This window comes from Pseudoflavonifractor sp. An44 (genome assembly GCF_002161675.1).
GTDB classification, from domain to species: domain Bacteria; phylum Bacillota; class Clostridia; order Oscillospirales; family Oscillospiraceae; genus Enterenecus; species Enterenecus faecium.
On the sequence record NZ_NFIH01000004.1, the window covers coordinates 129,299 to 139,984 of the forward strand.

A 10,686-nucleotide genomic window follows, 5' to 3' on the forward strand; every position below is an offset into this window, starting at 1 on the left:
CTGCCCCTCCCTTACTTCTCGTAGCCGTGGGGATGGGCCTTGTGCCAGTTCCAGGCGGAGGAGACGATGGTGTTCAGGTCGTCATACTGAGGCTTCCAGCCCAGCACGCTCTTGGCCTTCTCGGAGGAGGCGATGAGCTGGGCGGGGTCGCCAGCCCGGCGGGGAGAGACCTCAGCGGGGATGGGGTGTCCGGTGACGGCCCGGGCCACCTCGATGACCTCGTTGACGGAGAAGCCCACACCGTTGCCCAGGTTGAAGACGTTGTTGTCGCCGCCCTTCATCAGGTAGTCCAGAGCCAGGATGTGGGCCTGGGCCAGGTCGGTGACGTGGATGTAGTCCCGGATGCAGGTGCCATCGGGGGTGGGATAGTCGTCGCCGAAGACGGAGATCTTCTCCCGCTGGCCGTTGGGCACCTGGAGAATCAGGGGGATGAGGTGGGTCTCGGGGTTGTGGGCCTCGCCGATCTTGCCGGAGGCGTGGGCGCCGCAGGCGTTGAAGTAGCGCAGAGCCACATAGCGCAGGCCGTGGGCCTTGGACACCCAGCTCATCATGTGCTCCATGGACAGCTTGGTCTCGCCGTAGCAGTTGGTGGGCTGGGCGCGGTCGGTCTCCAGAATGGGCACAGACTCTGGCTCGCCGTAGGTAGCGGCGGTGGAGGAGAACACGATCTTATCCACCCCATGGGCCACCATGGACTGGAGGAGCACCATGGTGCCGTAGAGGTTGTTGTCATAGTACTTCAGGGGGTTGGACATGGACTCGCCCACCTGGGAGGAGGCGGCAAAGTGGATGACGCCCTCGATGTTCTCCGCCTGGAACAGGGTGTCCAGAGCGCCACGGTCCCGGATGTCCAGCTGATAGAACCGGGCCTTGGGGTGCACGGCCTCCTTGAAGCCGGTGAGCAGGTTGTCTGCCACCACCACGTCACGTCCTGCGTCGATGAGCTCATAAACGGTGTGAGAACCGATGTATCCAGCTCCACCCAAAACCAAAATAGCCATTACAGTTCGCTCCCTTTCTATTCAGTTCAGTTGATTTTCATCAGCACACCACGGCGCCGCCCACAGCACGGACGGTGAGCACATGGCAGCTGCCAGTTCCCAGCACGGACTCCACAGTGGTCTTGAACTCGTCCAGCATATCCAGAGGCACGAAAGCCTGGATGGTGCCGGCGAAGCCGCCGCCGTGGACCCGGTAAGCGCCCCGGCCCTTGAGGGCGTGGCCAGCCGTGGCCAGAGCCACCGCCATGGCCTGCTCGGCCACAGCGCCGGTGGGGGCAATGTTTTGCAGGTACATCCAGGAGGACTCCCCGGACTGCTGCACCACCTTCAGGAAGGCGTCAAAGTCGCCACGCTCCAGGGCGTCGGCCTCCAGGGCCACCCGCTGGTCGTCGGCGAAGAAGTGCAGGGCACGGAGCACCGCCCGGTCGCCCACAGCCTTACGCAGGCCGGGCATATCCGCCCAGATGCGGCTCTCGTCCACCTCCCGCAGCACCTCGCAGCCAAAGTAGGCGGCCACCGCCTTCATCTCCTGGGGAATGGCGGCGTACTCCGCGGTGAGGTCGGCGTGGTCGGCGCCGGAGTCAATGATGCACAGGGCGTGGCCGTAGCCCGCCAGGTCCACCTGGATGGGACGCACCACGGGGTTGGCGGTGTCGGCAAAGTCGATGGCCACAGCGCCGCCCACCGAGGAGGCGGTCTGGTCCATCAGGCCGCAGGGCTTGCCGAAGAACACGTTCTCGGCATACTGGCCAATCTGGGCGATAGTCACGGCGTCCAGAGCATCCCCGCACACCAGGTGGTTGAGAATGACCCCGATGGTCACCTCACAGGCGGCGGAGGAGGACAGGCCGGAGCCAGGCAGCACCTTGCTGGTGGCGTAGGCGTCGAAGCCCACGGGGGTGTAGCCACGCTGAGCAATGCCAGCGGCCACGCCACGCACCAGAGCGGCAGTGCCCTCCTTCTCCTCTTCCACAGGCTCCAGGTTGTCCAGGTTCACCTCCACCATGTGCCAGCCCTCAGACATAAAGCGGATGGTATTGGTGCCGTTGGGGGCGGCGCACACCAAAAAGTCCAGGTCCACAGCCGCGGCCAGCACACGCCCCCGCTGGTGGTCAGTGTGGTTGCCGCAGATCTCGGTGCGGCCGGGGCCGGTGTACAGCCCTGCGTCCGCCTGGTTTCCAAACAGCTTGATAAATTCTTCCGTGACATGAATGCTGCGCTCACGCCCCTGCTCCAAGGCCTTGCCGCCGTCGTGCAGGTCGTACACACGGGCCAGAGACTCGTCCAGCTGGCCCGCCTTCAGCTCCTCCAGGAGCTTGTTGCAATCGTGCATGTCCTCTCACCTCTCCATTTCTTGTTGTTGATAAAAGTATACTTTTATTTTACTAAAAATTCAACCATTTCTTCCGATCAAATTATTCTTTGGAGTCTTGCACAAAATCCCGGGGAGTCGTTGTGCTCTTTCGCTCAATCATCGTGGGGGGCACCACCACTTTCAAGGGCAGGGTGCGCTCCGCCTCCCGGCCGGGCAGGGGTACCCGGGTGCGCAGCAGGTCCAACGCGGTGGCGGCCATCTGCTCCACATGGGCAGAGATGGACGTCAGGGGCGGGTCCAACAGGGCAGACCGGGGGGTGTTGTTAAAGGACACCACCGAGATCTGTTCCGGCACCGAGATATTCAGCTCCCGCATGGCCCGCACGGCACCGATGGCCACCTCTTCGTTGGCGGCGATGAAGGCAGTGGGGCGGTCTCCACCCCGGGCCAGGAACTGTTCCACCGCCATGGCGGCCTCGTCGGTCTGCATGGGACAGTCCAGCAGCCACTCGGTGCGCAGAGCGCCCCGGTGCTCCATCTGTTCCACAAACAGCTTGCGCCGGGTCTCCAGGGCCCGCTGGCGCAGGTCGTCGTACTTCCACTCGGGGCCGATGAAGCCAATTTTCCGGTGTCCCAGCTTCTCCAGGTGCTCCAAGGCCAGGGAAATGCCCAGGGAGTAGTTGAGAACCACCGAGTCGTGCTGGCTCTCCCGGGGAGAGGAGTCCACAAACACCAGGTTGGGGCACAGTCCCGCCAGGGACCGAATCTGGTCGGGCTCAAACAGGCCGATGGCCACAATGCCGTCCAGCTTCTCCCCTCCTGTGGGTACCACAAACTCGCTGCCCCGGTTTTCCAGGGCCACTGCCGTATATCGCTTGTCCAGGCAGCGCTGGCGCACAAATCCGCTCAAATACAGGTAATATGGGTCGTCCAACTGCTGCACCGGGGAGAGCATCTCTGCGATGCCAACCCGCAGCACGCCCTTGGGGGTGCGTCCCCGTCTGCTCTTGGTCTGGGTGTAGTTCAGCCGCCCCGCCTCCTCCAATACCTTCCGGCGTGCCTCGGGGGTGACGGAAAGCTGTGGATCACCGGACAAAATCCGGGAGATGGTGGCGGGCGAGTAGCCGGTGCGCTGTGCAATTTCTTTCAGCGTTGCCATGGGCTCCGCCCCCTTTCTATTTCGGTAAAAATTATTTTATCATTGTTCTGCCCAGTTGGCAATGACCTTTTCACAGGAATTCGTGATTTCCTCCTGGTTTTCCAGATTCTCCCCTGGTTGCTTTGTCGGTTTCATACAACAAAGATATTCCCTTTCCCACGGTGTCCCTGAAAATTGTCTGCAAACTGCCGAAAAATGTCCCTGTCACCGGTGGAAAATTTATCTCCGCTCCGCTATACTATTTTTATCACAAATACAGGCCCCATCCCCCAGTGGCCGATTCGGAGGTGTTCGAGATGTCCAACGACGAACTGCTGTTTTTCACTTCCATGCCCCAGATGCTCCCCCTCTACACGGCGCTGCGGGACCAGCTGGACCAGCTCCACCCGAACGTCACCGCCAAGGTGGGGAAAACTCAGATTTCCCTGCGCAACCGCTACGTGTTTGCCACCGTGTCCCTGCCCTGGCGCAAGGTCAAGGGGTGGCCGGAGGAGTATCTGCTGCTCTCCTTTGGCCTGTCCTACCACAAGGAGCACCCCCGCATTGCCCTGGCGGTGGAGCCCTACCCCAACCGCTGGACCCACCACGTGCTCCTGACCTGCCTGGACGACCTGGACGAGACCGTGATGGGGTGGGTGGAGGAGGCCTACCAGCTCTCCATGGAAAAGTAAGAAAAAAGCACCTGTCTGGACGCAATCCAAACAGGTGCTTTTCATGTTATTTACAGGTTCTCTTCCAGAAACTTCTTCATGGCAGCGGCAGCCTCTTCCTCCCGCTCCCCTTCCACCGTGATGGTGATCTCGTGGCCCTTCTTGATGGCCAGGCCCATCAGCTTCATCAGCTGAGAGGCCTTCACCGTCTTGCCCTCCTTGGTAATGGAGATGACGGTGGGCTCAAAGCTCTTGGCCACCTTGGCCAGCTGTCCGGCGGGGCGGGCGTGGATGCCCAGCTCGTCACGAATGGTATAGCTAAACTGAATCATAACCGTGTTTCCTTCTTTTTCGATCTCCGTCCGGTCTCTTACAGCAGACCGGCGTCCTTCAAAGCCTGCTCGATTTCGGGGGGCAGACATGACGTTGCGCAGAGGGATGACCACGGTGCCAGCCTTCTTGGCGTCCTCAAAGTTCTTCTCGAAGGTGCGGGCGCAGAACAGCACATCGTAGTTGCGGGCGGCGGACTTGCCCTCGGACACGGGGCAGTGGCGCAGCTCGGCGGGCTTGACGTTGAACTTCTTCATGACCTTGTCGATGGCCTTCTCCATCATCAGAGAGGAGCCAGCGCCGTTGGCGCAGCAGGCAAGCAGTTTCTTATTATCCAGGTTAGCCATAACAATAGCCCCGCTGGAGACGTTCCGCCAGTGGGTGCTGGAGGAATACCCCCAGCAGCTGGACGCCTTTTTCTCCTGTGAGCAGTACCTGGAGATCATTCCCCGGGGATTGAGCAAGGGCAACGCTCTGGTACAGCTGGCCCAACGGCTGGGCATTCCTATCGAAAACACCGTGGCGGCGGGGGACGCCGCCAACGACCTGTCCATGCTCCGGGCCGCTGGAATCGGGGTGGCCATGTGCAACGGCACCGAGGAGGCCAAAGCGGTCGCCGACGCCGTCACCTGCCGGGACAACAATCATGACGGGATTGCTGAAATTATTGAGAAATATCTGGTTCATCGGTGAGATTTGTGGTAGAATTAGTGGTGCTACATCCGCTGTCTCACAGGCCGTGGGATGCCCACCCACCTCTTGTCAGGTGATTTGGTGTGCAAAATGTCCCATTTGGGCGGTGAACAGGCGAAAAAAGTGAATATTTAATCATAAATGGAGGGTTTATCTATGCTGGAAGAACTCAAGCAAAAGGTATATGAGGCCAATATGGAACTGCCTCGTCGGGGTCTTGTGACCTACACCTGGGGCAACGTCAGCGGCATCGACCGGGAAAAGGGTCTGTTTGTCATCAAACCCTCCGGTGTGGAGTACGACGAGCTCAAGCCGGAGGACCTGGTGGTCATGGACCTGCAAGGCAACAAGGTGGAGGGTGATCTGAACCCCTCTTCCGACACCAAGACCCACCTGGTGCTGTACAACGCCTTCCCCCAACTGGGCGGCATCGTCCACACCCACAGCCCCTACGCCGTAGGCTGGGCCCAGGCCGGCCGGGACATTCCCTGCTACGGCACCACCCACGCCGACTACTTCTATGGCCCCATCCCCTGTGCCCGTCACCTGACCCAGGAGGAGCTGGACGAGGACTACGAGATGAACACTGGCAAGCTCATTGTGGAAGAGTTCCAGGCCCGGGGCATTGACCCGGTGGCCGTCCCCGCCGTGATCTGCCACAGCCACGGCCCCTTCACTTGGGGCAAGGACGCCGCTCAGGCTGTCTATCACGCCGTGGTGCTGGAAGAGGTGGCCAAGATGGCCATGTTCACCCGTCAGGTGGACCCCAGCGCTGCCCCGGCTCCCCAGCGCATTCAGGACAAGCACTACATGCGCAAACACGGCCCCAACGCCTACTACGGCCAGGGCAAACACTAAGGCTGACCACCAGCCAACACCAAGAAGGAGGAAGTTTGCATGACTTCTGCGGAAGAAAAATCCCTAAAGCTCACCGCCGTCTCCGTGCGGGAGGGCGTGCTCACCGGCACCCACGCCGCCAAGGCTGGACATCCCGGCGGCTCCCTGTCCGCCGCCGACCTGTTCACCTATCTCTATTTTAAAGAGATGCGCATCGACCCCGCCAACCCCCGTTGGGAGGATCGGGACCGCTTCGTTCTTTCCAAGGGCCACACCGCTCCCGGCCTGTATGCCGCTCTGGCCAACCGGGGCTACTTCCCCGTGGAGGACCTGCTCACCCTGCGCCACATCGGCAGCCACCTCCAGGGCCACCCCAACATGAACCTGACCCCCGGCATTGACATGTCCACCGGCTCTCTGGGCCAGGGCCTGTCCGCTGCCGCCGGCATGGCCAAGGGTGCCAAGTTCCTGAACAAGGACATCAACGTCTACAGCCTGCTGGGCGACGGCGAGCTGGCCGAGGGCCAGATCTGGGAGGCCACCATGTTCGCCGCCCACTACAAGCTGGACAACCTGTGCATCATTGTGGACATCAACGGCCTGCAGATTGACGGCCGCACCTGCGACGTGATGAACACCGAGCCCGTGGACGCCAAGTTCGCCGCCTTCGGCTGCGACGTGGTGAAGATTAACGGCCACGACTTCCAGGAGATGGAGACCGCCTTTGCCAAGTTCCACGCCAACCACGGCACCGGAAAGCCCACCGCCATCCTCATGACCACCACCAAGGGTAAGGGTGTGTCCTACATGGAGGATCAGGCCGGCTGGCACGGCAAGGCTCCCAACGATGAGGAGTACGCACAGGGTATGGCAGAACTGGCAGCCGCTCGGGCTGCCCTGGAGGTGTAATCATGGCAGAAGTAAAGAAAGTTGCAACCCGCGACAGCTACGGCAACGCTCTGAAGGAGCTGGGCGAGACCCACGCCAATCTGGTGGTGCTGGACGCCGACCTGGCCGGAGCCACCAAGACCGCGATCTTCAAGAAGGCGTTCCCCGAGCGCCACTTCGACTGCGGCATCGCCGAGGCCAACATGGTCAACGTGGCCGCCGGTCTGTCCACCATGGGCTTTGTGCCCTTTGCCGCCACCTTCGCCATGTTCGCCGCCGGGCGTGCCTATGAGCAGGTGCGCAACACCGTGGGCTATCCCCACCTGAACGTGAAGATCGGCGCCACCCACGGCGGTATCTCCGTGGGCGAGGACGGCGCTTCCCACCAGTGCTGTGAGGACTTCGCCCTCATGCGCACCATTCCCGGCATGACCGTCATGTGCCCCTCCGACGACGTGGAGGCCCGCAAGATGGTAAAGGCCGCCTACGAGATGGAGGGCCCCGTGTACATGCGCTTTGGCCGTGCCGCCACTCCCGTGTTCCACGACGAGGACTATGACTTCCAGATCGGCAAGGGTGAGGTGATTCAGGACGGCACCGACGTGGCCATCATCGCCACCGGCATCATGGTGCCCGAGGCCATCGAGGCCGGCAAGGCTCTCCGTGAGGCCGGCATCTCCGCCCGAGTCATCAACATGGCCACCATCAAGCCCCTGGACGAGGAGCTGGTGCTGAAGGCCGCAAAGGATTGCGGCAAGATCGTCACCGTGGAGGAGCACTCCATCATCGGCGGTCTGGGCGAGGCCGTGTGCGGCCTGCTGGCTGAGCAGTGCCCCACCCCCGTGCGCCGCATCGGCGTCAACGACGAGTTTGGCCACTCCGGCCCCGCCGCCGCTCTGCTGCAGCAGTTCGGTCTGTGCGCCGACCATATTGTCGAGGTGACCAAGTCCCTGGTTTCCCAGGGCTAATTTCAAGGAGGCGGCCCATGGTACTTGTTTGTCCCTCGGTGCTCTCCGCAGACTTCACCTGCCTGGGAGAGGACTGCGCCCGGGTGCTGAACGCCGGGGCAGATATGATCCACTTTGACGTCATGGACGGCCACTTTGTGGACAACCTCAGCTTCGGCCTGCCCGTTTTGGAGACCCTGCACCACGCCCTGCCCCAGGCCGTGATGGATGTGCACCTGATGATCTCCCATCCCCTGCGCTTTGTCCACCGCTTTGCAGCGGCGGGGGCGGACTACATCACCGTCCACGTGGAGACCACCGACAACCTGTCCGCCACCCTGGCCGCCATCCACGGCTGTGGCTGCAAACGAGGCATGGCCCTCAACCCGGACACCCCGGTGGAGGCGGTGTTCCCCTACCTGGACCAGTTGGAGCTGGTGCTGGTAATGGGGGTAGTGCCCGGTCACGGCGGACAGCCCTTTGACCCCAGAGCCCTGGACAAGCTCCGGGCCCTGCGGGCGGAGTGCGCCCGTCGAGGGGTCTCCCCCATTCTCTCGGTGGACGGCGGCGTCAAGCCCGGCACCACCGCCCCCCAGTGCACGGAGGCCGGTGCCACCGCCTTGGTGGCAGGCAGCGCCGTATTCGGCGCCAAGGACGCCTCCGCCGCCGTTCGGCAGTTGAAAGGCTAACGGGTGAGATTCTCTCGGATTTCGAGAAGCTATACCATCTCAAAGGCTCCCTCTCCCCGGTGGCACGAATCATCTGCGGGGTGTTGGGTGTGGCGGGTGCCATCTACTTTGGCTTTCAGCTGTACCGCCACGGGTTCCAAATTGCCACGGCTGGCTATCTCATCGTCTGTTCCCTGATGATTCTGGTGGCGGTGTCCAGCCGTCGGCGCAGCGGTGCAGACGACACCTTGAAAAAGTACCGCAAATACTACGAGAACCACCGGGCCACCTTTCGCATTGATGCCGATGGGGTGGACATGAAGCTGGAGGGCCAGAAAAACCACGCCCACAGCAAGTTCCGCCAGATCTACGGTCTGTTTGAAACGGAACGCTGTTTCTACTTCGTCATCAAGGGCAAGGCCTACTACATTCTTCCCAAAAAGGCCCTGTCCCCGGAGGACGCAGACGCTCTGCGCACCTATATGCAGCAGCAGTGCAAAAAGAAGTTCCAATTCTATGCCCTGTAAGCCACATGCCTCTTGGATAGCCTGGTGATACTATGATTCAAGCCGTCATTTTTGACATTGACAACACGCTATACGACTATGACGCCGCCCACGCCGTGGCCTTTCAGGCTCTGACGGAGTACGCCCAGCACACGCTGGGCGTAGACCCGGAGACCTTTGAGGCCCTGCATCAGCGGGCCAATCAGCTGCTCCAGGCCCGCACCGGCGGCGACTGCGCCGCCATCCACAACCGCCTGCTCCGGTATCAGATTTTGTTGGAGGAGCTGGGCCAGCCCATCCTCCACGCCCCTGTCATGGAGCGGCTGTACTGGAACACCCTCATCGACGCCGCTGTGCCCAGTCCCGGCGCTCTGGTCTGTTTGGAGCAGCTGCGCCAAGCGGGGCTCCGCCTGGGGGTGGGCACGGACATGACCGCCGACTGGCAATATGCCAAGCTGGAGCGGCTGAACCTGTTGCCCCTGCTGGACTTTGTGGTCACCAGTGAGGAGGTCACCCAGGAAAAGCCCGGTGCCCGCTTCTTCCAGCTCTGCCGGGAGAAGGCAGGCTGTCCGGCCTCCGCCTGCGTCTTTGTGGGGGACAACCGAAGCAAGGACGTGGAGGGTGCCAAACGGGCCGGGATGCGCCCGGTATGGTACCGCCCTCACAGCGGACCAGATGCCCCCCTCCTGGTGGACGGCGTACTGGAGGTACGCAGGCTGGATAGCCTGTCGGACTACCTGCTGTCGTTGCTGGGGGCCAACCATGAGAAAGAGGATGTATCATGAAACGCGATCGTCAGTCGGTCAATGACCGCCACACCCGCATTCTCTCCCTGCTACGGGAGCGCAGAGAGATCAAGGTGGAGGAGCTGTCCCAAATCTTTGACGTCTCCCCCATGACCATTCGCCGAGATTTACAGCACCTGGAGGACCAGGGCCTGATCAGCCGTTTCTACGGCGGCGCTGTGGCGGAGCAGCCCGTCTCCCCCACCGGAGACGCCGACCAGGTGAAGCTGTACCGGGATCTCATCAGCCAGTACGCCGCCAATCTGGTGGCAGAAAACGATCAGATCTTCATCAACGGCAGCCGCACCGCCCTGGGGCTGCTGGACTTCCTGGGGGGCAAGAATGTCCAGGTGTTCACCAACAACGGCCTGGTGTGCGCTCGGAAGTATCCCTCCAACCTGCGCATCACCCTGTCCGGCGGAGAAGTGCGGGGCCAGAACGCCATTCTCACCGGGGACTGCACCATGCGCAACCTGCTCATGGTCCACGCCCGGAAGGCGTTCATCGGCTGCACGGGCATCTCCCCCAACGGAGAGCTGCTGTGCGGCATCCCCACGGAGCTGGGCATCAATGAGACCATGCTCAGCCACTCCGACCGCTACTTCATCCTGGCCGACCACACCAAGGTGGGCGTCATTGGCACCTATGCCAGCCTGCACTTGGAGAAAATGGGGACCGTGATCACCGATGAACTGGCCCCCGCCGCCGTGGTGGAACAGCTGCGGTATATTGGCATGGAGGTCATTCAGGTGACGAAGGGTCACTCAGGTGAAAAATAAAGGTCATAAAATCGAGTAGGAGGCTACCCATTAGTTGAGTAGCCGTCCTCTCACACCACCGTGCATACCGTTCGGTACACGGCGGTTCAATCGCATAAGTGCTGTTTACGAATTTGCTCGTACTGCGC

General features: G+C 61.7%; 13 protein-coding genes. 9 read left to right on the forward strand and 4 right to left on the reverse strand.

Annotation, left to right across the window (positions count from 1 at the left end):
* Positions 1-11: 11 nt before the first annotated feature.
* The 3 genes from galE to B5F98_RS03315 all read right to left on the reverse strand — a co-directional run bounded on the left by galE (position 12) and on the right by B5F98_RS03315 (position 3,475).
* Positions 12-1,001 (reverse strand): UDP-glucose 4-epimerase GalE, encoded by a 990-nt coding sequence (galE, locus tag B5F98_RS03305; RefSeq protein WP_087369599.1) that lies wholly within the window; start codon positions 999-1,001, stop codon positions 12-14.
* A gap of 40 nt (positions 1,002-1,041) precedes the next feature.
* Complete coding sequence (locus tag B5F98_RS03310) at positions 1,042-2,334, reverse strand: galactokinase family protein (protein WP_087231187.1); 1,293 nt, start codon at positions 2,332-2,334, stop codon at positions 1,042-1,044.
* Between the two features lie 82 nt (positions 2,335-2,416).
* Positions 2,417-3,475 (reverse strand): LacI family DNA-binding transcriptional regulator, encoded by a 1,059-nt coding sequence (locus tag B5F98_RS03315; protein ID WP_087231184.1) that lies wholly within the window; start codon positions 3,473-3,475, stop codon positions 2,417-2,419.
* 296 nt (positions 3,476-3,771) lie between these two features.
* On the opposite strand from B5F98_RS03315, the gene B5F98_RS03320 reads away from it, so the two are divergent.
* On the forward strand, positions 3,772-4,146 hold the full coding sequence (locus B5F98_RS03320; RefSeq protein ID WP_087369600.1) for a DUF5655 domain-containing protein: 375 nt from the start codon (positions 3,772-3,774) through the stop codon (positions 4,144-4,146).
* A gap of 50 nt (positions 4,147-4,196) precedes the next feature.
* Here the strand turns inward: B5F98_RS03320 and B5F98_RS13520 are convergent, their stop codons facing one another.
* A complete protein-coding gene (locus B5F98_RS13520) occupies positions 4,197-4,802 on the reverse strand; it encodes an HPr family phosphocarrier protein (protein ID WP_343219390.1) in 606 nt (201 codons plus the stop codon).
* On the opposite strand from B5F98_RS13520, the gene B5F98_RS03335 reads away from it, so the two are divergent.
* The 8 genes from B5F98_RS03335 (at position 4,723) to B5F98_RS03370 (ending at position 10,558) form a co-directional block, all read left to right on the forward strand.
* Positions 4,723-5,148 (forward strand): HAD-IIB family hydrolase, encoded by a 426-nt coding sequence (locus B5F98_RS03335; protein WP_275532878.1) that lies wholly within the window; start codon positions 4,723-4,725, stop codon positions 5,146-5,148. The genes B5F98_RS13520 and B5F98_RS03335 overlap by 80 nt on opposite strands.
* A 156-nt stretch (positions 5,149-5,304) precedes the next feature.
* Positions 5,305-6,006 carry an L-ribulose-5-phosphate 4-epimerase gene (locus B5F98_RS03340; RefSeq protein ID WP_087369602.1) on the forward strand — a complete coding sequence of 234 codons (702 nt, stop codon included), beginning with the start codon at positions 5,305-5,307 and terminating at the stop codon, positions 6,004-6,006.
* Between the two features lie 39 nt (positions 6,007-6,045).
* Positions 6,046-6,894, forward strand: coding sequence for a transketolase (locus tag B5F98_RS03345; RefSeq protein ID WP_087369603.1), 849 nt, complete (start codon positions 6,046-6,048; stop codon positions 6,892-6,894).
* 2 nt (positions 6,895-6,896) lie between these two features.
* Positions 6,897-7,841: a transketolase family protein gene (locus tag B5F98_RS03350; protein ID WP_087369604.1), complete on the forward strand. Its 945-nt coding sequence runs from the start codon at positions 6,897-6,899 to the stop codon at positions 7,839-7,841.
* A gap of 17 nt (positions 7,842-7,858) precedes the next feature.
* Positions 7,859-8,509 (forward strand): ribulose-phosphate 3-epimerase, encoded by a 651-nt coding sequence (gene rpe, locus B5F98_RS03355; protein WP_087369605.1) that lies wholly within the window; start codon positions 7,859-7,861, stop codon positions 8,507-8,509.
* A 59-nt stretch (positions 8,510-8,568) separates the two neighbouring features.
* Positions 8,569-9,015: a YcxB family protein gene (locus B5F98_RS03360; protein ID WP_087369606.1), complete on the forward strand. Its 447-nt coding sequence runs from the start codon at positions 8,569-8,571 to the stop codon at positions 9,013-9,015.
* A 32-nt stretch (positions 9,016-9,047) separates the two neighbouring features.
* Positions 9,048-9,779, forward strand: coding sequence for an HAD-IA family hydrolase (locus B5F98_RS03365; RefSeq protein ID WP_087369607.1), 732 nt, complete (start codon positions 9,048-9,050; stop codon positions 9,777-9,779).
* Complete coding sequence (locus B5F98_RS03370; protein ID WP_087369608.1) at positions 9,776-10,558, forward strand: DeoR/GlpR family DNA-binding transcription regulator; 783 nt, start codon at positions 9,776-9,778, stop codon at positions 10,556-10,558. The genes B5F98_RS03365 and B5F98_RS03370 overlap by 4 nt, the downstream gene beginning before the upstream one ends.
* Positions 10,559-10,686: the final 128 nt, after the last annotated feature.

Coding starts and splice junctions, on each gene's coding strand:
- B5F98_RS03370 (WP_087369608.1), top strand. CDS start 9,776: ATGAAACGCGATCGTCAGTCGGTCAATGACCGCCACACCCGCATTCTC.
- B5F98_RS03310 (WP_087231187.1), bottom strand. CDS start 2,334: ATGCACGATTGCAACAAGCTCCTGGAGGAGCTGAAGGCGGGCCAGCTG.
- B5F98_RS03315 (WP_087231184.1), bottom strand. CDS start 3,475: ATGGCAACGCTGAAAGAAATTGCACAGCGCACCGGCTACTCGCCCGCC.
- galE (WP_087369599.1), bottom strand. CDS start 1,001: ATGGCTATTTTGGTTTTGGGTGGAGCTGGATACATCGGTTCTCACACC.
- B5F98_RS03340 (WP_087369602.1), top strand. CDS start 5,305: ATGCTGGAAGAACTCAAGCAAAAGGTATATGAGGCCAATATGGAACTG.
- B5F98_RS03335 (WP_275532878.1), top strand. CDS start 4,723: ATGGCCTTCTCCATCATCAGAGAGGAGCCAGCGCCGTTGGCGCAGCAG.
- B5F98_RS03320 (WP_087369600.1), top strand. CDS start 3,772: ATGTCCAACGACGAACTGCTGTTTTTCACTTCCATGCCCCAGATGCTC.
- B5F98_RS13520 (WP_343219390.1), bottom strand. CDS start 4,802: ATGGCTAACCTGGATAATAAGAAACTGCTTGCCTGCTGCGCCAACGGC.
- B5F98_RS03350 (WP_087369604.1), top strand. CDS start 6,897: ATGGCAGAAGTAAAGAAAGTTGCAACCCGCGACAGCTACGGCAACGCT.
- B5F98_RS03365 (WP_087369607.1), top strand. CDS start 9,048: ATGATTCAAGCCGTCATTTTTGACATTGACAACACGCTATACGACTAT.
- B5F98_RS03345 (WP_087369603.1), top strand. CDS start 6,046: ATGACTTCTGCGGAAGAAAAATCCCTAAAGCTCACCGCCGTCTCCGTG.
- rpe (WP_087369605.1), top strand. CDS start 7,859: ATGGTACTTGTTTGTCCCTCGGTGCTCTCCGCAGACTTCACCTGCCTG.